The sequence below is a fragment of the Kitasatospora xanthocidica genome, assembly GCF_014656195.1.
In the GTDB taxonomy this organism is placed as follows: Bacteria; Actinomycetota; Actinomycetes; order Streptomycetales; family Streptomycetaceae; genus Kitasatospora; species Kitasatospora xanthocidica.
In genome coordinates this window covers 87900-109523 of sequence record NZ_BNBY01000014.1, presented here as the reverse complement: position 1 = coordinate 109523, position 21624 = coordinate 87900, and the positions used below count along the sequence as shown (strand labels likewise).

Annotated in this window: 17 protein-coding genes; 5 read left to right on the top strand and 12 right to left on the bottom strand. The window is 73.7% G+C overall.

The annotated features are described in order from the left end of the window. Positions 1–175: 175 nt before the first annotated feature. The 9 genes from IE332_RS23965 to pdxH all read right to left on the bottom strand — a co-directional run bounded on the left by IE332_RS23965 (position 176) and on the right by pdxH (position 13413). Positions 176–898 (bottom strand): AAC(3) family N-acetyltransferase, encoded by a 723-nt coding sequence (locus IE332_RS23965; RefSeq protein ID WP_229928861.1) that lies wholly within the window; start codon positions 896–898, stop codon positions 176–178. Between the two features lie 182 nt (positions 899–1080). Next, positions 1081–3480 (bottom strand): FxsB family cyclophane-forming radical SAM/SPASM peptide maturase, encoded by a 2400-nt coding sequence (locus IE332_RS23960; protein WP_189919976.1) that lies wholly within the window; start codon positions 3478–3480, stop codon positions 1081–1083. Between the two features lie 67 nt (positions 3481–3547). Next, positions 3548–3733: an FxSxx-COOH-like cyclophane-containing RiPP peptide gene (locus tag IE332_RS23955; RefSeq protein ID WP_189919974.1), complete on the bottom strand. Its 186-nt coding sequence runs from the start codon at positions 3731–3733 to the stop codon at positions 3548–3550. Between the two features lie 268 nt (positions 3734–4001). Continuing rightward, complete coding sequence (locus tag IE332_RS23950; RefSeq protein ID WP_189919972.1) at positions 4002–5066, bottom strand: aKG-HExxH-type peptide beta-hydroxylase; 1065 nt, start codon at positions 5064–5066, stop codon at positions 4002–4004. 300 nt (positions 5067–5366) lie between these two features. Beyond that, positions 5367–6650: an FxsB family cyclophane-forming radical SAM/SPASM peptide maturase gene (locus IE332_RS23945; RefSeq protein ID WP_189919970.1), complete on the bottom strand. Its 1284-nt coding sequence runs from the start codon at positions 6648–6650 to the stop codon at positions 5367–5369. 58 nt (positions 6651–6708) lie between these two features. After that, on the bottom strand, positions 6709–10722 hold the full coding sequence (gene fxsT, locus IE332_RS23940) for an FxSxx-COOH system tetratricopeptide repeat protein (RefSeq protein WP_189919968.1): 4014 nt from the start codon (positions 10720–10722) through the stop codon (positions 6709–6711). After that, positions 10712–12097, bottom strand: a complete 1386-nt coding sequence (locus IE332_RS23935) for a TIR-like protein FxsC (RefSeq protein WP_189919966.1) — start codon at positions 12095–12097, stop codon at positions 10712–10714. The genes fxsT and IE332_RS23935 overlap by 11 nt, the downstream gene beginning before the upstream one ends. Positions 12098–12348: 251 nt before the next feature. After that, positions 12349–12540, bottom strand: coding sequence for an FxSxx-COOH cyclophane-containing RiPP peptide (gene fxsA, locus IE332_RS23930; RefSeq protein WP_189919964.1), 192 nt, complete (start codon positions 12538–12540; stop codon positions 12349–12351). A 240-nt stretch (positions 12541–12780) separates the two neighbouring features. After that, positions 12781–13413 (bottom strand): pyridoxamine 5'-phosphate oxidase, encoded by a 633-nt coding sequence (gene pdxH, locus IE332_RS23925; RefSeq protein ID WP_189920127.1) that lies wholly within the window; start codon positions 13411–13413, stop codon positions 12781–12783. Positions 13414–13834: 421 nt separating this feature from the next. Between pdxH and IE332_RS23920 the strand changes: the two genes are divergently transcribed. After that, entirely contained in the window at positions 13835–14935 is a 1101-nt protein-coding gene (locus tag IE332_RS23920) for a citrate synthase 2 (RefSeq protein WP_097236627.1), read from the top strand. A gap of 150 nt (positions 14936–15085) precedes the next feature. Continuing rightward, on the top strand, positions 15086–16204 hold the full coding sequence (serC, locus tag IE332_RS23915; protein WP_189919962.1) for a phosphoserine transaminase: 1119 nt from the start codon (positions 15086–15088) through the stop codon (positions 16202–16204). 271 nt (positions 16205–16475) lie between these two features. Here the strand turns inward: serC and thpR are convergent, their stop codons facing one another. Beyond that, positions 16476–17066 (bottom strand): RNA 2',3'-cyclic phosphodiesterase, encoded by a 591-nt coding sequence (gene thpR / locus IE332_RS23910; RefSeq protein ID WP_189919960.1) that lies wholly within the window; start codon positions 17064–17066, stop codon positions 16476–16478. Positions 17067–17135: 69 nt separating this feature from the next. On the opposite strand from thpR, the gene IE332_RS23905 reads away from it, so the two are divergent. Continuing rightward, positions 17136–17672, top strand: a complete 537-nt coding sequence (locus IE332_RS23905) for a GNAT family N-acetyltransferase (protein ID WP_189919952.1) — start codon at positions 17136–17138, stop codon at positions 17670–17672. Between the two features lie 118 nt (positions 17673–17790). Here IE332_RS23905 and IE332_RS23900 read toward each other — a convergent pair whose 3' ends face one another. Together IE332_RS23900 and IE332_RS23895 are read right to left on the bottom strand one after the other, a co-directional pair. Beyond that, positions 17791–19338, bottom strand: a complete 1548-nt coding sequence (locus IE332_RS23900) for an MFS transporter (protein WP_444542943.1) — start codon at positions 19336–19338, stop codon at positions 17791–17793. A gap of 141 nt (positions 19339–19479) precedes the next feature. Further along, positions 19480–19914: a MarR family winged helix-turn-helix transcriptional regulator gene (locus IE332_RS23895; RefSeq protein ID WP_030235202.1), complete on the bottom strand. Its 435-nt coding sequence runs from the start codon at positions 19912–19914 to the stop codon at positions 19480–19482. A gap of 145 nt (positions 19915–20059) precedes the next feature. Here IE332_RS23895 and IE332_RS23890 point away from each other — a divergent pair, with 145 nt between their 5' ends. Further along, positions 20060–20491: a VOC family protein gene (locus IE332_RS23890; protein ID WP_189919950.1), complete on the top strand. Its 432-nt coding sequence runs from the start codon at positions 20060–20062 to the stop codon at positions 20489–20491. A gap of 301 nt (positions 20492–20792) precedes the next feature. Then, the coding region (locus IE332_RS23885; RefSeq protein WP_189919948.1) for an MHYT domain-containing protein at positions 20793–21624 on the top strand (832 nt) is incomplete at its 3' end.

Sequence of the window (21624 nt, the reverse complement as noted above, 5' to 3'; positions counted from 1 at the left end):
CACGCCGTTCGTCGGCCCGCGCCCAGGCCTCTGGGGCGCGGGCCGACGTCATCTCCGCACTTCCAACGGATGGTTCATTGCGCGTGAGAAGTCGGCCTGGCCGACTTCTCACGCGCGGTAGGGCCGGCGACGGGCGGCAGGCGGGCGGAGGGGGTGGCGGGATCAGGGCTCGGGGTTACGGATGGGTGGCCCGGGTGCGGCGCTGGATCTGCTCGGCCAGGTCGACGGCCTCGCGGACCGGGAGGAGGCGGCAGTCGGCGCCGCCGATGCGGGCGGTGGTGAGGCCCCGGGCGGTGCGGAGCACCTCGCCGCCGAGCCGGCCGAAGTGGAGGTCGTCCAGGTCCGGGGCGGTGAAGACCGTCCAGCCGTCCTCCCCGACGCAGCGGTATTCGCGCAGGGCCACGTCGGGCAGTCGCAGGTCGGCGAGGTGGAAGGCGGTGAAGCGGTCCATCGGGACGCCGATCATCAGCACCCGGGCGTCCAGGTCGTAGAGCCGGCCCAGCGGGGAGTCGACGCCCAGGTGGCAGGTGTCGGGGTGGCGTCCGGTGATCTCCCGGGCGAGGCGGCCGACCGCGGCCCAGGAGGTCTGCGGGTGGCGGCTGCGCAGTGCGCCGGGGTGGGTGCGGATCGCCTCCGACAGGGCCCCCATGCTGGGTGAGGCCCGGGTGGTGGCCGGGTCGAAGCGCGGCATCCGGGCCCGGTAGGCGGCCACCTCCGCCGGGGAGAGACCGGCGGTGGCGGACTGGTGGACGCGCGAGGTGGCGGAGTTCTCGGGGGTGGCCGTGTAGGCGACCAGGGTGCCGTCGGGGCCGAGCACGTCCAGCAGGGCGTCGATCACCCCGGCGGCCCCGCCCGGGACCGGGCCGAGGGCGCGCAGGGACGCCTGGACGTGCAGCACCGTGCCGGGGCGGACCCCGAGGTCGGCGAACTCGCGGCGCAGCGGGCGGACGTGGGAGCGGACGGGGTCTGCGACGGCGACGCCGCCGGCGCGGGGTTCGGTGAGGATGACGGTTCCCCGGGGTTGAGGGCCCCGGGCGGGGAGGACCCGGGGCGGGGCGAATGGGCGGGGCGAGTGGGCGGTCAGACCCCGGCCCGTTCCCGTCGCACCCGGTCGGCCGCCTGCTCGGCGGCGGCGGGCAGCGGCAGGACGAGCCAGGGTGCCACGGTTGCACGCATGCCGTCGGCGAAGCGCAAGCCGGCCCCGGTCAGGGCTCCGGACTCGGCCAGCCGCTCCACGGCCTCGGCGGTGTACCGCCGCCAGAGCGCGAACTGTGCGCGCGCCCGGTCGGCGGGCTCCCCGGGCAGGCCGTCGTACGCCAGGGTGCGGGTGCCCCAGTACTCGGTGACGGCCAGGTGGGCGTACGTGCCTTGGAGCAGCCCCTCGATCGGCCGGGGGTCGGGCCGCCAGGGGGCGAAGTAACGGGTGTCGTCGGCGCGGTCGTACAGGTCCATCAGGTCCAGCACCGCGCCGAGTTTGACGTGCTGGAACTCGTGCGCGAGCAGCAGCGCGAGGGTCGGCGCGGTGGCCGGCCGGGCGATGCCGACCGCGCCGTACGCCTGGCGGGCCGCCGAGCTGACGTCCCGGCCGGCGGGGCCCGGCCGCAACGGGGTGACCGTCGCCAGTCCGGCCCCGATGCCCGCCGCGTACCCGGGCAGGTCGCGCCCGAGCAGTTCCCAGGCCTCGCGCAAGGCGCCCGTCCAGTCGAGCAGTTCGGCGTCGGACAGCCGGTCCGCGACCGGGTGGTCGTGGCAGTCCCGCAGCGGGTCGGTGTCCTCCAGGGCGACCGTCCAGCCCGCCGCCGGCCGGACCCGCCGCAGCGGTTCGTCCGGCGTCGTGCGCACCGAGCCGTCGGAGGCCCGGACCTCGAAGCCGTCCGCCCGCCCGGTGACCACGGCCTCCCCGTCCGGTACGGCGATCCGCCCGAGTGTCGGCAGGTGCAGCCACCCGCCGCGCACGGGCACCGCCACCGCGTCGCCCCGGCCGGCCCGGACGGCGGCGGCCGCGGCCAGCGCGGCCAGCGGGCCGAGCCCGACCGACAGGTCCCCGGCGAGTCGCCGGGCCGCCCAGGCGCGGGCGTACGGGTGGGCGAGGACGGTGTCGACGGCCGCGGGGGCCTCGACGTCCAGCGCCGAGAGCAGTGCCCATGCCTCGGACCGCCCCTGTCCGGAGGCGTCCCAGGCAGCCGCCAGCATCGCCCGGGTGAGGGCGAGTTGGGAGCGGCCGAGCGCGGCGACGGTGTCCGCACCGCCGTAGCCGCGCGCCAGTTCGTCGAGTTGCGACGGGGTGAGCGCGCCGGGCAGCAGCGGCTCGGCCTCCGGCGGTTCGGTCCCCTGTGCCGGCACGGCAGCGGAACCGCCGCGCCCCGCAAGACCGTTGATGAACGTCATGAGATCACCGCAGTAGACGGAGGGATGGTCGAAGCTGCCTCCCCCATCGTCGCTCCGATAGCGGTGGGCGTACAGACCGCCACCGCAGGAGCGGACCACGGGGCAGGCGCGGCAGGCCTCGCTCAGCCCGGCCAGGCCGGACTGGCGGGCGGCGATGCCGGGGTGGCGGGCGAGGTCGTCCAGGCTGTGTGCGAAAACGTTCATCCCGGTGGCGGGGGCGCCGTCGTACGCGGTCTTCAGGCTGTCGGCCTGCTCGAAGGTGCCGTCGGTCTCCAGCACCGCCAGGTCCGAGGGCTCCAGCCCGAGCGACTCGGTGAGGCTGGAGAACCCGCGCAGGGTCCGGTGCACGGATTCGAAGGTCCGTACGGAGAACGGCCGCCCGTCGGCCTCCCACAGCCCGTGGACGGTCAGCAGCCAGTCGGCGTACGGGGCGGCGCCGAGCGCGCCGGGGCGTTTGGGCGGCTCGTCCCAGGTGGCATGGGGGAGCAGGAAGTCGACTGCGGGGGGACGGAGTTCGGCCAGTGCCCGGTACACGGCCACCGGGTCGTTCTCGACGTCCATGGTGCAGAGCAGCCCGGCGAACAGGTGCCGGAACCCGGGCTCGTTCAGCAGCGCGACCGCCCGCAGCACCTGCGGGTGACTGCTGCGTCCGTCGGCGAAGCGCCGGTGACGGTCGTTCGCGGCCTTGTCGCCGTCGAGCGAGATGCCGACCTTGAGGTCCAGCTCCGCGAACAGCGTGCAGAAGGCGCGGCTCAGCAGCACGCCGTTGGTGTGGATGCGCAGGTCGAGCGCGCAGCCGGGCGGGAGGGCGGCCCGGAGTGCCTCGGCGGCGCGGCGCAAGCGGTCCGGGCCGGCGAGCAGGGGTTCTCCCCCGTGCAGGACGACCCGGACGGCGGGCAGCCGGTGGGCGGCCGCGTGCTCGCCGATGCGCTCGGCGGCCTTGGCCAGGATCCCGTCCGCGATGATCTTCGGCCGGGAGCTCCAGCTGCGATCCGCGTGCTCGTAGACGTAGCAGTGGTCGCAGGCAAGATCGCACCTGCTGTGCATCTTGACCACGAACTGCGTCAAGGGCAGCGGAATTGACGTCGTCATGGAACTTCTCGGGGACCCGTTCGGATCGATGGGCTCGGTCTGGTCCTGCTCGGCGGTACGGGCCGGGTCAGATCGAGGAGTTGAAGGCCGCGACCGGCACGAGGCCGGAGTCCGCGCCGGGGAGTGCGCGCTGGAGGCGGGAGGCGAGTTCCTCCGCTCCGAGGGCGGCGAGGTCGGCGAGGGAGGGGCGTTCCGGCGTCTCCTGAAGGTCAGTGAGGTTGCCGGCCGGCCTGGTGCTGATTACCGGAGTCATATTCGTTTCCTTAGGCGCGGTTAGGACCTGCCGAGGGTGGGTAAGCCACCCGATTGCGACCAATGTAGTGCCCGCGAAGACTCCGCGCGGCACGTTGTGGACTCACGTTGGGCGCGCCGAGCGGCCGACGTTGCGCGACGGGGCTCAGGGCCCCGATAAATCACCCGTTCAGCGGTCGCGCACTTCGCCCTGGCGCGCGCCGAAGCGCACCGCCGGACCAAGCACCCGGGTAAGCGTTCGAGTCCCCCCATTGATTCCCCCGCTCCCCTCAGGCCGGTCCGCCGAGTCCCCGCACGGCCCGCACGAGCTCCTCCGTGAACTCCGTTCCGTACGAGGTCAGTTCGCCACACCCGAGCAAAGTCCCGCCCGCCGCCAGGGTATGCGCCCGCCACCGCGCGAACTCCCGCCCCGCCCGGCCCGGTTCACCCACGCCGGCGGCCGCCTCCGCGCACCAGAAGTCCGCGACGCCCAGGTGCGCGTACGTCCCCTGCAGCAGGGCGCCGGCCGGGCGCGGATCGGGCCGCCACGGGGCGTGGTAGACGGCCGGTCCGTTGGGCCGGTGCAGCGGCACCAGGTCCAGCAGGGCGCCGAGTTGGACGTGCAGGAACTCGTGCACCAGCGCCAGCGCCAGCAGCACCGGATCCCCCGGCAGCGAGGCCGCCACCGCGCCGTACGCCCGCCGGGCGGCGGCACTGACCTCCTCCCCACCGGGCGCCGGACACAGCGGCACGACCGTCGCGACACAGGCCGCGACCGCCTCCGCGTGGCGCCGGTGGCGCCGCACCAGGATCCGCCAGGCCTCCGCCAACCGCTCTTCCCAACAGGACAGTTCGGCATCGGACAACGGCCCGGCCGGCGGCCGTCCGTAGTCCACCCGCCGCGGCCCGACGTGGTCGACCGAGGGCGTCCAACGCAGCCCGTCGCACTCCAGCGCCAGCACCCGGCCGGACCCGCCCCGGAGGAACCCGTCCAGCCCCTCCAGCGGCACCTCCTCCCCCGCCGCGACACCGCGCAGACAGTCGGCCGCCCAGGCGTCCAACTCCGGCCGCAGCAGCACCTCTTCCCAGCCCGCCCGGTCCTCCCGCTGCAACGCCCGCACCCGCCCGTACGCCTCCCGGTACCCCTCGTGCTCCGGCGCCGCCCGGCGCAACGCGAGCAGCAACAGCGCCCGCTTGCTCAACTGCCCGGCCCGCAGCACCCGGACGGCCTCCACCCCACCCCGCGCCCCCGCGATCGCCCGGAACACCGCCCGGTCCACCCCGTGCCGAGGAACCCCGTCCGCCCCCCGCGCACCCGGCACCCCGGCCGCCACCACCTCACCCGAACCCACCACCACGCCCTCCTCCGCACCGCCCGCACCCGCCCCGCAGTCTCCCCCCGACACACCGAACCATCCGGCCAACACCCCCGCATAACCCGAACGGACCAACCCCCAACACCCACCCCACCGCACCCACCCCCACCTCCCCCAACACCCACCCCCACCACCCCACCTCCCCCCTCCCCTCCCGGCGAGAGGGACGTGCCGCGGAAGGGGCGGCGCAGGGGGTGGGTGCGGAGAGGGGCGTTGCGGGTGATTTTCAGACTGCCAACGGCGACCAACCCCGAACCCTCAGAGTCGGCAGTCTGAAAATCATCCAGCCCCCGGAGCACCCACCCCCGGAGCCGCCCCGCCCCCACCCTCCCGAGAGCCCCACCCCCACCAAGCCCCGCGCAGCGGAACCCCCACCCCCGCCACCCCCTCCCGCAACCGCCCCGCAACATGCCGGATCAGCCGATCCAGATCCGCGCAGTACACCGACGGATACCCGAAGCTGTCCCCCGCCCCTCCCGCCCCTCCCGCCTCACCCACCCCTCCCGCCCACCGGTGCGCATACAACCCCCCACCACACACCCGGACCAGCGGACACCCCCCGCAGACCGCCCCCAGCCCGGCGAGGCCACGCTGGCGGGCCCGGAAGCCCGGGTGCGCCGCCGCGTCCGCGAACCCGTGCCGCCACACGTCCAGCCCCGTGCCCGGGGCCCCGTCGTAGGCCGCCTTGAGGCTGTCGGCCTGCTCGATGGCGCCGTCCGTCTCGACCACCACCAGGTCGACCGGCGCCAGCCCGACCGCCTCGCTGGCCGCCCGGCCGCCGAGCAGCAGCACGGCCAGCTCCTCGAACAGCCGCACCCCCGTCTCCCGCCGCGGCGCCCCGTACCAGCGGTCGAAGGCGGCGATCAGCCACTCCCCGTACGGCGCCGGCTCCACCCCCGACGGCGGCCCGCCGGGCACCGGCCGCCGCCGCAGTCCGGGCGGCGGCGCGGCCCAGGTCCCGTGCGGCAGCAGCAGGTCGAGCCGGGGCGGGGCGAACTCCAGCAGCGCCTCGTAGGTGTCCACCGGGTCGGCCGCCAGGTCGACGACGCACAGCAGCCCGGCGAACAGCTCCCGGTGCCGGTCGGAGCCGAGCAGCCGCACCGCCTCGGCGGTCCGCGCCCAGCTGCCCGCGCCGGAGGGCAGCCGCCGGTGCCGGTCGTGGCCGGCCCTGGTCCCGTCCAGCGAGACCCCGACCATGACCCGGTGCCGGTGCAGCACATCGAGCAGCGCCGGTTCGTCCAGCAGCCGCAACCCGTTGGTCTGCAGGTCGAACCGCACCCGCGACCCGCCCACGGCACCGCTCAACACCCCGAGCAACTCGTCCAGATGGCCCGCACCCACCAGCAGCGGCTCACCCCCGTGCAGCACCACGGAGACCTCGTCCAGCCCGTGCTCCGCCGCGTGCTCGGCGATCCGCCGGGCGGTGCGCCGCACCGTCTCCAGCTCCATCCGCCGCGGCCGTCCGCGCCAGCTCTGGTCCGCGCCCTCGTACACGTAGCAGTAGTCGCAGGCCAGGTTGCACCGACTGTGGATCTTCAGCAGGAACTGCCGGAACGGCACCATGCCCGTGAGCCTAGCGCCGCCCGGCAAACCCCCTGACCCGCCGTCACCGACCCCACCGTCACACGTGCGGCGGCTCCACGTCCGAGTCCAGCCGCGTCCCCGCCCGTACGGCCACCGTCGTCGGGTGCTCGTCCCCCAGCGTCACCCGCGCCCGCCGGATGCAGTCCGCCCGCAGCTCGGCGGCCTGCTCGGTGCGGCCGGCCGTGGCCAGCGACAGCGAGAGGTTGGAGTTGATGCCGATGGAGTCGTAGTGGTCCTGGCCGAGGGCCTCGGTCATCAGCGGCGCGGCCTCCAGTTCCACCTCCAGCGCGGCCTGGGTCTGCCCGGACAGCGCCAGGTCGTTCGCGTGGTTCATCATCGCGATCGGGATGTAGAGGTGGTGGGCGCCGAGGACGGTCCGGAACTGTGCCAGGGTGCGTCCGGACAGCTCCAGGGCCTCCTGGGTGCGCCCCGCCAGCCGCAGGTAGACCGACAGGTTGTTGGCGCCGGCCAGCGTCACCGGGTGGTCCTCCCCCAGGTAGTCGCGGTACCGCGCCAGGGCCCGTTCGGCCAGCGGGATCGCCCGGGTGGTGTCGCCGAGGGCGTTGAGGTCGCTGGCCAGGTTGGTGGCGGCGGCCAGGGTGTCGGGGTGCTCGGGGCCGTTGATGTCGAGGTAGCGCTGGTAGATGTCCTCGTCGATCTCCAGGGCCTCGTGGTAGCGGCCGGCCCGGCGCAGCGCCACGGCGAGGTTCTTGCGGGCGCGCAGGGTGTCGGTGTGGCCGTCGCCGATGGTCTGCTGGTAGATCCGGACGGTCTCCTCCAGCAGGTCCAGGGCCTCCCGCAGCCGCCCGGTCTCGCGCAGGTCGCGGGCGTAGTTGGAGGCCGAGGAGAGCGCGTAGAGGCTGTGCGCGCCGAGCGCGTCGCGCTGCTGGAGGTAGTTGCTGCGGTGCCGTTCCAGGGCGGCCCGGCGGTCGCCGGCCAGGTAGTCGGAGACGGCGAGGTTGTTGGTGATCATCAGGGTGCGCGGGTGGTCCGGGCCGAGGGTGCGCCGGGCCGCGTCCAGGGTCCGGCGGTCGAGCGTGCGGGCCTCGTCGTAGCGGCCGAGGAACCGCAGGTCGGCGCCGAGGCTGTTGGCGACGGCGAGGGTGTGCGAGTGCTCCGGGCCCAGGGTCGCGGTGAAGCGCTCCAGGATGTCCCGGTCCATCTCGTACGCCTCCTGGAGGGCGCCCTGGGAGCGGCGGATGTTGCTCAGCTGGGTGCGCAGCATGAGCGTCTGGGCGTCGTTGTCGACGTCGAAGCCGGGCCCGCCGTAGCCGTCCTGGCGCCAGTGCTCCAGGGTCCGCTCGGCCAGTTCCCGGCCGGACTCGTGCAGGCTGCGCTTCCACTGGTAGCGGACCGAGTCGATGATCCACTGCCGGACGTCCTCGTCGGCACTGTCCACGGCCCCGGACGGCCAGAGGTGGGGCAGGAGTTCGGCGTACTCGGCCCAGTTGGCGGGCACGTCCGGGTCGCCGGGGTTGGCGGTGGCGAGCGCGGCGTGGACGACGCCGCGCAGTTCGGCCCGGCGCTCCTCCTCGACCTGGTCCCTGAGCACGGCCTGGACCAGCCGGTGCACGGTGATGGTCTCGCTGCCCTGGTCGGTGCGGGCGAGCCCGAACCGGTTGATGGCGCGCAGGAATTCGCCGATCGCGAGCTTGTCGCGGGGCGCCCGCGGGGGCAGTCGCAGGGCGCGGGTGACGGCGCGGCTGTAGAGCAGCCGCATCGGGATGGCGTCGGGGCCGAAGAAGGCGCAGATCTCCAGGATCTGGGCGGCCGGGGCGTTCATCCGGCGCAGTTCCTCGACCGAGATCCGCCAGGTCGCGGCCGCCGAGTGCGGGTAGTCGGCGGTGCGCAGCCGGGTGCGCTCCAGCATCTCGGTGAGCTCCTCGTCGAGGAGTTCGAGGTAGGTGGCGATCGGCATCGACGTCTCCTGGAGCCAGACGGCGGCCTGGCCGACGGCGAGCGGCAGGTCGCCGAGGCGGTGGGCGACCTGGTCGGCGTCCTCCGGGGAGAGCCCGCTGTTGAAGCGGCGCAGCAGCCGGACGCTCTCCTCGCGGAGGAAGACGTCGACCTCGACCAGGCCGGCGTGCCGGGCCCACCCCTGGTTGCGGGAGGTGATCAGCACGTGCCCGCCGGAGGAGCCGGCCGGCTGCCAGGCGGCGAGCTCCTCGGGGGTGCCGGCGTTGTCGAAGACGAGCAGCCAGCGGCGGTACGGCTGGCCGCGGCGCAGCGCGTCGAGGACTGCGGCGGCGGTGTGCGCGACGTCGTCGCTGGTGGGCACGCCGAGCCGGGGGGCGAGTTCGGCGAGTTTCTGCGGGATGTTGGCGGGTTCCTCGGCGGGCACCCACCAGACCACGTCGTACGCGGCCTTGAAGCGGTGCGCGTACTCGGCGGCGATCTGGGACTTGCCGGCGCCGCCGAAGCCGTAGAGCACCTGGCTGAGCACGGCGGCGGGGCCGCCGGTGAAGCGGTTGCGGAGCAGTTCGAGCAGTTTGCCGCGGCCGATGAAGGCGGCGTTGCGCGAGGGCGCCTCCTGGACCTGCGGCGCGGTGCCGGGGAAGCGCGCGGGTGCGATGATCTCCCCGCTGTCGCCGTCGAGTTGGCGGTTGCTGCCGGGCGGAGGGCCGACTTCGGCGTACAGCTGGGACTCGGCGCCCGCGGCGGAGGCGCGGACCAGGTCGGGGGCGATCTGTCCGGCGAACGGGCGGGGCACCGGCTCGTCCGAGTCCTGCAGCCGCAGGGCGAACATCGCCGGTGAGCCGGAGGCGAGTTCGCGCCCCTGCAGGAGCTGCCAGGCCTCGGCGGCGCGGGGCAGGGCGGTGTACTCGGGCGAGAGCAGGGCGAGCAGCCGGCCCTGGCCTTCGAGCGGCCCGGTGACCTCCGGCGGCCGGGGGCCGGTGTACGGCTCGGCGGCGTTGTGCAGGGAGGTCTGGTAGCCGAAGCGGGTGAGCGTCCCGGCGGCCCACTCGGCCCACATCCGGTCCTCGGGCGCGTAGCTGACGAAGACCTGGCGGGGCACCGCGCGGGCGGAGCGCAGGTAGGTGCCGTAGAGCCGGCGGCGGGTCTCGGCGGTGAGCGGGCGCAGCGTGCGGACCCGGCCGTCGGTGATCCACCCCGCCAGCCGTTCGAAGGCGTTGAGCAGGCTGCGGGCCTCCTGCGGCCGGTCGGCGACGGTGGCGGGCACCTCCTCGTAGGCGTAGAACGGCTTGTACGGCACCTCGACGTCGGCCCAGTAGCCGGCCCGGCGGTCGCCGGCCAGCCAGCGGCCGAGGTAGGGCGCGAAGGCCTCGCGGGCGTAGTCGCGGCCGGCCTCCAGGCGTTCCTGCTCGGCGTCCTCGACCCGCATCGGCACCGGGAGCACCCGGATCGCCCGCTCCTCGGCCTCGGCGATCGCGCGGGCGGCGTCGACGCCGCCGCGGATGTTCTGGGCGCTGAAGGTGAAGCAGTCGACGACGGTGTCGGGCATCAGGACGGTGCAGATGCCGGAGGTGTCGCTGACGCCGGTGCGGCTGTCGATGAGGACGTAGTCGTACGCCCGGGCCCAGCGCTCGCGCAGTTCGCGCAGGAACTCGCCGCCGCGGATGTCCCGGCCGTGGTAGAAGCTGCGCCAGTTGAAGCTGGTGACGGCGGCGGCGTAGGCGGCGTTCTGGCGGCCGGCGGGCAGGAAGTCGAGCCGGCCGCCGGGCGGCAGGTCGAGGGCGAGGCCGCAGAGGTAGCCGTCCAGTCGCCCGGGTTCGTCCAGCCAGGCGGCCGGGGACAGGCCGACCGGCCCGGAGGCGGTGGGCAGCGCCTGCTTGACGTAGGCGCGCAGCAGGTCGATCAGGCCGTCGGTGGAGTGCAGTTCGGGGTCGACCAGGAGCGGGTGGTAGTAGCGGTGGAGGCCTGGTGCCTCCAGGTCCCAGTCGACGACCAGGACGCGCAGGCCCCGGCTGGCGAGGATCCAGCCGACGTTGGCCAGGGCCATGGTCCGGCCGGTGCCGCCCTTGAAGGAGTAGAACGTGACGACCGATCCCGGTCCGCCGTGCGCCGGCTCCGCGCCGGGTTCAGTGGTCATCCTGCTCGTCTCCCCTCAGCGGGACAGCGTCGTCCTTGCCACGGCTCTGGTGCGGGAGGTCCCGGCGGCCCGGCCCCGGACGCGCCGGCGGGCCCTGGCGGGGCCCCGGCGGGCCGGCCGGGATGGCCAGCCCGGGCATCGCCGGGACGCCGCCGAAGCCGAAGGCGTCGCCGCCATCGTCCCCCCAATCCAAGTTGTCGTCCATGAGCTTGTTCTGAGCGACCGTCACCATGATGGTGAGGTCGTTCTCGAAGCTCTCCCGGCTCACTTTGACCCGGAACAAGTGCTCCAGGTCGCTCCGGCGCAGCCAGTTGCGCCGGAACACGTCACGCACGCCCGCCCACAGGGCGTCGCGCTCCGGCCCGTCGACCGGGTCGGTGCTGCCGGTGGGCACCATCACGCCGGTGACCGGGTGGTTCTGGTCGTCGTACTCGCGCAGCGCGGCGCGGTAGCGCTCGCCGCCGGCCACCCAGGGGTCCACCAGCAGGATGCTGACCTGGCTGTCCTCGCGGGCCTGGTCGAGCTTCCCGCCGAGACCGGTCTCGACCTCCTCCAGCGTGGTGATGTGCCCGGCGGCGGTGATCACCTGCTGGGCGCGCGCGGCCAGCGGCGGGTGGGTGGGCGGATGGTAGGGCGCCCAGTGCCAGGGCCTGGCGCCGTACCAGCCGCCCGCGTACGAGCCGCCCTCGGCGGCGGCCTCGGAGGCCCGGCCGGCCGCGATGAACAGCCGCACCATGCCGGGGCTGGAGAGGGCCGTCTCCGGTGCCGGCGGGGGCGGGAAGTAGCCGCGGACCGCGCCGAGGTCGAACTCCGGCAGCTCGCCGAGCCGGCGGGCGGCCGCGTCCCGGACCCGCTCGGCGACCACCCGGACGACCTGCTCGTACGCCTCGCTCTGCGCGGTGCGCAGCAGGGCCCGCAGGCCGTGCCGGGCGTAGGCCTCGCCCATGTCCGGCTGGGCCCACTGGATCTTGGTCACCTCGTCGGCCAGCTCGCCGGGCGCGACGGGCTCCCAGAGCACCGGGACCAGCGCCGGGATGAGCTCCCCGGTGTCCTCGTGGTGGCGCCGGCACCGGCCGCGGAAGGCGGTCCACTCCTTGCCGCAGTACAGGCTGGTGAAGTAGGCCGGGGAGTAGAGCGCGATCATGGTCCGGCTGCGGCCCAGCATCGTCGCCAGCTTCTCGGCCCACTCGTCGCCGAGCCGCAGCTGCTCGGTGTCGCGGTACGCGAGTTCCTCGGCGGGGACGCCCGTCCCGACGAGCCGGCCGAGTTCGTCGCGCAGGTCGTTGTAGAACTGGTTGACGAAGGCGTCCTCGGCCTCGAAGTCACGACGCGCGTAGCTGAAGAAGAAGTACGGCCGTTGCTGGTCCTGCTCCATCACCTGTTCCCCCCGTACCCGACGGTGCCGCGACGGCGCTGGTTTCATACCCCAGGATGTCGTGAACTCCACCGTCCGCGCTGGCGAGTTGGCGGATCCGGCTGCCTCCCGGGGTTTAGCCGGTGGTCAGGCGCACGCCCTGGAACGGGGGTGCTCCGGCACCCGGGGGCGCACCGGCGGGGGCGCGGGCGCGCCGGAGGGATCGCGGGCGCGCCGAAGGGGGCGCGCGACGGACCGGCCCGGGGGCCGCGCTACCGGCCGAGCGACGACTGGAACGCCGCGAGCGGTTCCGCGCCGGGGGTCAGGGCGTCCGCGACCACCCGGCGCAGCAGGTCGCCGAGGACGGTGTCGGGCAGGGCGTCGAGCTCGTCGAGCGGCAGGGCGGTGACGTCGACCAGGTCAGAGCCGAGTCCAGCGGCGGTTTCCGCACCGGTGACGCCCATCAGTCCCTCACTCGATCGTGCCGGCACAGCGCGTTGCTGGCCGGAAACGCATCGACCCAGGTCCGCGACGGGCATCCTACACCCGAGAAGTGACAACCCATCAGCTTAGCGCCGACGCCACGCCCGGCCCGACCCGGTCGGCCCACCGGGCCCGCAGGACCCCCGGAGCCCCCGGCCCCGGTCGGCCCCACCGGCCTCATCAGCCCCATCGGCCCCGCCGTGAGCACGGCCCCGGCGCCCTCACGGGCAGAGCCGCTCCACCCGCCACCCCGTGGGGCTCGTCGGGTCGGCGAGGTAGCGGAGCCGGTCGTGGAGGCGGTTCTCGCGGCCCTGCCAGAACTCGACGCTCTCCGGGACGACCCGGTACCCGCCCCAGAACGGCGGGACGGGCACGCCCTCGCCCTCCGGGTAGCGGCGTTCGAGCTCGGCGTAGCGCTGTTCGAGGATCTCGCGGCCGGCGACCGGGCTGGACTGTTCGCTGGCCCAGGCGCCCAGCTGGGAGCCGTGCGGGCGGGTGCGGAAGTAGGCGGCGGTCTCGTCCCGGCCGACCTTCTCCACCCGGCCCTGGACGATGACCTGTCGGGCCAGCGCGATCCACGGGAACAGCAGTGCGGCGTGCGGGTTGGCGGCGAGCTCGGAGCCCTTGCGGGAGCCGTAGTTGGTGAAGAACACGAAGCCGCGCGCGTCGTAGCCCTTGAGCAGTACGGTGCGCGAGTTGGGCCGCCCCTCGGCGTCGGCGGTGGAGAGCACCATGGCGTTGGGCTCCACCACGCCGGCGTCGTCCGCCTCGTGGAACCAGCGGGTGAACTGGCCGACCGGCTCGGGCGCGAGCCGCTCCTCGACCAGGCCCTCGTGGATGTAGTGCTTGCGCATCACGGTGAGGTCCGGGCCGGGGCGGGCCTCGTCGGCCGGGGTCCGGGTGGCGGGGCTCAGGGGCGTCGACTGGGCGCGTTCCGGGGTCTGCACGTCAACATCATCCCGTACGACAAGCAACCGGCACCGCTACCTCCGGACAAACCCCGGTGGGAGATAAGGTGACTCGCCACCGCTTGGCTGCCCGTCGTACGGGGAATTGTCCGGAACCGAGTGCGTTTGGGCCCCGGCCGTCCCCCGGGCACGACCGACCCTCGGCGGAAAAGTCAAGCGGGCCCAGGGCAAACATCACCACGGTGGTGTATGGCGCAATGCACCCCGTGCCTGTCACTCTGGCACCGAGTGCCAACCACGATTCGGTCACTGGCGCGCCCGCCCCACCACGGCGGAGCGCCGAACACAGAACTGAAGGAGCCGTCGCATGTCCGATTTCGTACCCGGGCTTGAGGGAGTCGTCGCGTTCGAGAGCGAGATCGCCGAGCCCGACCGTGAAGGCGGCGCCCTGCGGTACCGCGGTGTCGACATCGACGACCTGGTCGGCAACGTCTCCTTCGGCCACGTCTGGGGCCTGCTGGTGGACGGCAAGTTCAACCCGGGACTGCCGGCCGCCGAGCCGTTCCCGATCCCGGTGCACTCCGGCGACATCCGGGTCGACGTGCAGTCCGCGCTCGCCATGCTCGCCCCGGTCTGGGGCCTCAAGCCGCTGCTGGACATCTCCGCCGAGCAGGCCCGCGACGACCTCGCGCGCGCCGCCGTGATGGCGCTGTCCTACGTCGCCCAGTCGGCCCGCGGCCAGGGCCTGCCGATGGTCCCGCAGAGCGAGATCGACAAGGCCGAGACGGTCGTCGAGCGCTTCATGATCCGCTGGCGGGGCGAGCCGGACCCGAAGCACGTCAAGGCCATCGACGCCTACTGGACGTCCGCCGCCGAGCACGGCATGAACGCCTCCACCTTCACCGCCCGCGTCATCGCCTCCACCGGCGCCGACGTCGCGGCCGCGCTCTCCGGCGCGGTCGGCGCGATGTCCGGCCCGCTGCACGGCGGCGCGCCCTCCCGCGTGCTCGGCATGATCGAGGAGATCGAGCGCACCGGCGACGCGACCGCGTGGGTCAAGAACGCCCTGGACAAGGGCGAGCGCCTGATGGGCTTCGGCCACCGCGTCTACCGCGCCGAGGACCCGCGCGCCCGCGTGCTGCGCCGCACCGCCAAGGAGCTCGGCGCGCCGCGCTTCGAGGTCGCCGAGGCGCTGGAGAAGGCCGCCCTGGAGGAGCTGCACAACCGCCGCCCCGACCGCGTGCTGGCCACCAACGTCGAGTTCTGGGCCGCCATCATGCTGGACTTCGCCGAGGTCCCGGCGCACATGTTCACCTCGATGTTCACCTGCGCCCGCACCGCCGGCTGGTCGGCGCACATCCTGGAGCAGAAGCGCACGGGCCGGCTCGTGCGCCCCGCCGCGCGCTACATCGGCCCCGGCCCGCGCCGTCCCGAGGAGATCGAGGGCTGGGACGCCATCGCCCGCTGACCGCACCGGACGAACGTCCGAACAGCGCCCCTGACCAGCGGGTCCGGCCTCGGCCGGGCCCGCTGTCGGCGTCTCCGAGCAGTCAAGATCACAGTCTCAGCGGGCGGACGACCGTACCCCCGCCCCACCCCCGGCCGGTAGGCTGCGCGCGTGGCTCAGATCCAGATCCCCGCTGACATCAAGCCCGCAGACGGCCGTTTCGGCTGCGGACCGTCCAAGGTGCGCCCCGAGGCCCTGAGTGCCCTCGCCGCCACCCAGACCTCCCTGCTCGGCACCTCGCACCGCCAGGCCCCGGTGAAGAACCTGGTCAAGCGCGTGCGCGAGGGCGTGAGCAGCCTCTTCTCGCTGCCCGAGGGCTACCAGGTCGTCCTGGGCAACGGCGGCTCCACCGCGTTCTGGGACATCGCCGCCTTCGGCCTGGTGCGGGAGAAGTCCCAGCACCTGGACTTCGGCGAGTTCTCCTCGAAGTTCGGCTCCTCGGCCAAGGCCGCGCCGTGGCTCGCCGAGCCGAGCGTGATCAAGACCGCCCCGGGCACCCACCCGCTGCCGGTCGCCGAGGCCGGTGTGGACGTCTACGGGCTCACCCACAACGAGACCTCGACCGGCGTCGCGATGCCGATCGCGCGCCCGGCCGGCGCGGACGAGGGCTCGCTGGTCCTGGTGGACGCCACCTCGGGCGCCGGCGGCCTGCCGGTCGACATCACCGAGACGGACGTCTACTACTTCGCCCCGCAGAAGTCCTTCGCCTCCGAGGGCGGCCTGTGGCTGGCCACCTTCTCCCCGGCCGCCCTGGAGCGCGCCGCCGAGATCGCCGCCTCCGGCCGCTACATCCCGCCGTTCTTCTCGCTGCCGACGGCCATCGACAACTCGTCGAAGGACCAGACGTACAACACCCCGTCGATCTCCACGCTCTTCCTGCTGGCCGACCAGCTGGAGTGGCTGAACGGCAACGGTGGCCTGGACTGGGCGGTCGCCCGCACCGCCGACTCCTCCTCCCGGCTGTACACCTGGGCCGAGAAGTCCTCCTTCGCCACCCCCTTCGTGGCGAACCCGGCCGAGCGCTCCCAGGTGGTCGGCACCATCGACTTCGACGAGTCGGTGGACGCCGCCGCGGTCGCCAAGGCACTGCGTGCCAACGGCATCGTGGACACCGAGCCGTACCGCAAGCTGGGCCGCAACCAGCTGCGCATCGCGATGTTCCCGGCGATCGACCCGGCGGACGTCGAGGCGCTCACCCAGTGCATCGACTACGTGGTCGAGCAGCTCTGAGCCGCACCCGAGCACGGCTGAGGGCCACCGCCTGCGGGCGGTGGCCCTCGCGCCGTTCCGGGTCTATTTACCGGCCAGTGAGCTGATCAGCACGACGACCAGCAGCAGCACCAGGGTGCCGGAGACGATGCGCATACGAGTCTTGGGATCCACGGTCAACGAGGGTACCTCCGCCTCACGCCCGAGGGGACGGCGAGGCCGCCCGGGGGCCCCGAGCCCTTCGAAGACGGGTTCGGGGGCGGCTTCGAGGACGGCTTCGAGGACGGGCCGCTCAGCTCCAGTCCGCCAGGGCCCAGGAGCCCAGCGACTCGTAGTGCGCGAAGCCGCCGTCCAGGTCGCTCTTCATCAGGTGCAGCTCGGCGGCCTCCCACTCCGGCCCCCGGTAGTCCGCCAGCGCCGCCGCCAGGCCGTCCAGCTCGGCCGCCGCGACCCGCTGGACGGCCCGCCGGTGGCCGCGCGAGGAACCGGCCCGGGCGAGGGTGAGGTGCGGGTGGAAGGCGAAGGTGTCGGCCGCCTCCCCGACCACCTCGGAGACGGCCTCGGTGACCGCCTCGGCCAGCCGGCGCAGCGCCCAGGTCTGGCCCTCGACGCCGGCCCAGAGCACCCGGTCGCCGAACCGTCCGGCGCCCGCGATCCGCAACCGGTGCACCGGGTGGACCTCGGCGACGGCCGCCAGGCCCGCCTCCAGCTCCGGCAGCGCCTCGGCGGCCACCTCGCCGAGGAAGGCCAGGGTCAGGTGCCAGCCCTCGACGGTGGTCCAGCGCAGCCGGTCCGCCCCGGGCAGCCCGCGCACCGGCGCGACGGCGTCGGACAGCCCCTGCAGTACCTCGACCGGCGGGAGCACCGCCACGAAAAGCCTCATGCGCCCATCCTCCCGCGCGGGGCGCGGGGGCATCTTCCCGAGCCCCCGGTTCTGGGCTAGAACGGGCGCATGATCGATTCCAGCGCCCTGAAGATCCGCACCGGCGGCCCCGAGGACGTCCCCGCCATCCTGTCCCTGCTCGACGGCGCCGTGGCCTGGCTGGCCGGCCAGGGCCGTACCGGCCAGTGGGGCGACCAGCCGTTCAGCACCACGCCCGCCCGGGTCGAGCACATCGAGCAGTACGGCCGCGAGCCGTTCCTGATCCGCCTGGCCGTGGACACCGAGGGCCGTACGGTCGGCTCCTGCGTGCTGTCCGAGGACCGCGGGAAGTACATCCCCGCCGTGGCGGAGCGCGAGCTGTACGTCCGCAACCTGGTCACCGACCGCACCCGCCGGGGTTCGGGCATCGGCGCCGCGCTGATCGCGGACGCGGTGGAGGAGGCCCGCCGGCGCGGCATCGGCCTGCTGCGGGTGGACTGCTACGGCGGTGCCGACCGCAAGCTGGTCGCCCAGTACCGGGCGCTCGGCTTCACCGAGACCGAGACCTTCGAGGTCGAGCAGCCGAACGGCGTCTGGCCCGGCCAGGTCCTCGCCATCCGGCTCTGACACCACGGGCCCCGGTTCTCGCACCACTGGCCCCGGCGCCGACACCACGGGCCGCACCTGCGACACCATGGGCCCCCGGGGGCGAATCCCCGGGGGCCCGAGCAGGACTGACGATCCGTCAGCAGGCGGCCGCCAGCTCCGACTTGCGCGGAGCGACGGTGCGCGGCACGACGGCCACCACCCGGCCGCCGCGGCCCGGGTGCAGGTCGAAGCGCACCTTCAGGTCCGCGCTGCGGGCCAGCACCAGGCCGACCGCGGCGGCCGCCAGCGCGGACACCAGTCCGCAGGCCAGCAGGCCGAGCCGGGGGCCGTACGAGGCGGTCACCCAGCCGACGACCGGGGCGCCGATCGGCGTGCCGCCGGTGAAGACCAGCACCAGCAGGCCCATCACCCGGCCGCGCATCTCGGGGTCGGTGGCCAGCTGCAGCATGGAGTTGACCGAGGTGTTGAAGCTCAGCCCGAACACCCCGATCAGCATCAGCAGCAGCGCGAAGGTCCAGTAGTCGGGCGAGAACGCGGCGACCACCTCCAACGTGCCGAAGGCCAGTGCCGCGCCGACCAGCCGGCGCAGCCGGGGCGCGCCGCGGCGGGCCGCGAGCAGGGCGCCGGCCAGCGAGCCGACCGCCATCGCGGTGTTCAGCAGGCCGTACTGGCCCGCGCCCACCTTGAAGGTGTCGTGCGCGAAACCGGAGAGCAGCGTCGGGAAGTTGAAGCCGAAGGTCCCGATGAAACCGGCCAGCACCATCGGCCAGAGCAGCTCGGGCCGCTCCTTCACGTACCGCAGGCCCTCCCGCAACTGCCCCTTCTCGCGGGCGATCGGCGCGGTCGGGCGCAGTTCGCTCTCGCGCATGGCCAGCAGCCCGCCGATCACGGCCGCGAAGGACAGCGCGTTGACGGCGAAGGCCCAGCCGCTGCCGACCGCGGCGATCAGCAGGCCCGCGACAGCGGGGCCGACCAGGCGGGCGGTCTGGAAGTTGGCGGCGTTCAGGCTGACCGCGTTGGCAAGGTCCTTGGGCCCGACCATCTCGGAGACGAAGGCCTGCCGGGTCGGGTTGTCCACCACGGTGACCAGGCCGAGCAGCAGCGCGAAGGCGTACACGTAGTACGGCGTCACCACGCCGCCGACGGTCAGCACCGCGAGGCCCGCGGCGAGCAGGCCCATCGCGCCCTGGGTGTAGATCAGCAGCCGGCGCTTGGGCATCCGGTCGGCGAGCACGCCGCCGAAGAGGCCGAGCAGCAGCATCGGCAGGAACTGCATGGCAGTGGTGATGCCGACCGCGAGCGGACTGCCGGTGAGGCTGAGCACCAGCCAGTCCTGGGCGATCCGCTGCATCCAGGTCCCGGTGTTGGACACCACCTGGCCGGCGAAGTAGTAGCGGTAGTTGCGAACGCGCAGGGAGGAGAACATCCCCCCGGGCCTGGTGAACCGGGCGCCTGCGGGAGATGAGGCCGCGTGGGTGCGGCCCTGAGCGGCGGAGTCCGCCGCGGTGCGTTCGTCGGGGTCGTCGTCGCCGTTGCCGGGCAGCCCCGTGGGGGCGGGTGCCTGGGTGTCGGCGGTCGCGGCGTTCGCCGCGGGGTCGGTGGTCGGTTCGTCGGTACGGATGGCGGCGGCGCTGGCTGCGGCCGGCGGTGTCACGGTGGTCTCCCCTCGCGGCGCGACGGCCATGGCGGTGGCCGTCGCGCTCCTGGTGTCGGTGGTCGGTCCTGCGGTGATGCCTGCTCCTTCTTCTCCCGGCGGCCGGCCGGGGTCGGTGTGCCCCTGAGGTGTTCGAGCTGCGGGCGTACGGGCTACACGCGCACGTACGGGCTACAGGTGGGCGAGCTTGTAGAGCACGGGCGCGGCCTCCCGGAGGACGGCCCATTCCTCCTCGTCGAGCCCTTGGGCGAGCTCGGCGAGCCAGACGTTTCGGCGCCGACGACTCTCCGCGAGGATCGTCTCGGCCTGCTCGGTGCTGCTGACGACCACCTGGCGGCGGTCCTCGGGGTGCGGCTCCCGCCGCACCAGCCCCTTCTCCTCCAGCATCGCGACGATCCTGGTCATCGAAGGAGGCTGCACGTGCTCCTTCCGGGCGAGCTCACCCGGTGTCGCCTTCCCGCACCGGGCGAGGGTGCCCAGCACCCCCATCTCGGTGGGACTCAACGACTCCTCCACCCGCTGGTGTTTGAGTCGTCGGGAGAGGCGCATCGTGGACGACCGCAGCTGACTGATCGCTGCGAGGTCCTGCTCGGACATCTCGGGCATCTCTTTAGACTACGTCATTACCCTCGCTAAAGAAAATCGACTTCCCACCGCGCCGGAGGATCACCCCGGTGCCATATTGGTGATGAGCCCCCAGGTCCCGACTCCAGGAAGGACCGATCCCGACTCCAGGAAGGGCCGACCAGCCATGTCCGACCTCGCCGCCGAGCAGTCCCAGGCGCCCGCGCAGTCCGGGCCGCCCGGGCAGGACGACACCGGGTTCGCCCGGCTCGCCATGGTCACCATCGACTGCGCCGACCCGGTCGCGCTGGCGTCGTTCTACGGCGAGCTGCTGGGCTGGGAGAGCCGGCACGTGGACGAGAACTTCGCGATCCTGGACAACCCCGAGGGCGGCAGCCCCCTGGGCTTCGGGCGGGTGAAGGGGTACCGGCCGGAGCCGTGGACGGAGCCGGACGGGAGCAAGCACTTCCACCTCGACTTCTACGTGGACGACCTGGAGGAGTCCACCGCGAAGGCCCTCGCGCTCGGCGCGACCGAGCCCGCGTACCAGCACGGCCGCACGCTCAAGGTGCTGATCGACCCGGCCGGCCACCCGTTCGGGCTAGCTCCGCTGGAGTAAGGCACGAACGGGGTGGGGGGTGGCGCGCAGGCCGTGTCAGGGATTGGTGCCAAGATCATGAAGGCCGCGTAAAGGTCCATCCTGACCTGGGATTTCACGAAAAGCACGAACATTGTGCGACCGCCGGGAAATGGTTACGCTCACATTTTGTCAGGGGCACCACACGCCAGGTCTCCCTTCGGCGGACCGCCGTGCCCGTGCCCGTTTCCCGTGCCCGTTGCCGCACGTCTTCCCCGGCCATCCCTGGCCACCCCGTCCGCCCGAGCCCTGGCGCCCTCTACTCCTCCTCCAGGGAGCTCAATTGGGTGCGATCCACCATGCCGACCACGGCTGGGTGACACCGGCGGTCTCGTACTTCGTCGCCTGCCTCGGCTCCTTCGTGGCCCTGCGCAGCGCCCGCTGGGCGCTCGTCTCCAAGGGCCGTACCCGGGCCGTCTGGCTGCTCTTCGCGTCGACCTCGCTCGGCGCCGGGATCTGGTCCATGCACTTCATCGCGATGCTCGGCTTCTCGGTGACCGGCGCCGAGATCACCTACCAGCCCGGGCTGACCGTGCTCAGCCTGCTGGTCGCCGTCGCCGTCGTCGGCGTCGGCCTGTTCACCGTCGGGTACTGGCGCAGCCAGCCCGTCCTGGCGCTGCTGGCCGGCGGGCTGACCACCGGTCTGGGCGTCGCCGCGATGCACTACCTGGGCATGGCCGCGATGGTCCTGCCCGGCCACCTCGGCTACGACCAGACCACGGTGTGGCTCTCGGTCGGCATCGCGGTCTTCGCGGCGACGGCCGCGCTCTGGGCCGCGCTGAACATCCGGGGCACGCTCGCCGTGCTGTCGGCGGCGCCGGTGATGGGCGTGGCCGTCTGCGCCATGCACTACACCGGCATGGCGGCGCTGTCGGTCCGGCTCGACGAATCGCAGAGCACCCAGGGCGGTGTGATGGCGCTGCAGTTCATCTTCCCGCTCGGCGTCGGGCTCGGCTGCTACGTCTTCTTCGGCTCGCTGGCCTTCGCCGTCTCGCCGAGCCGCCCCGACACCCAGCCCCTGCTGGCCGGTCCGGCCGCGCCGCTGCCCCCGCGGGCACCCCGGCCGCCCCGGCCGCCCCGCGTCCCGGAGCAGCGCCGGCACCTCGACGGGGCCG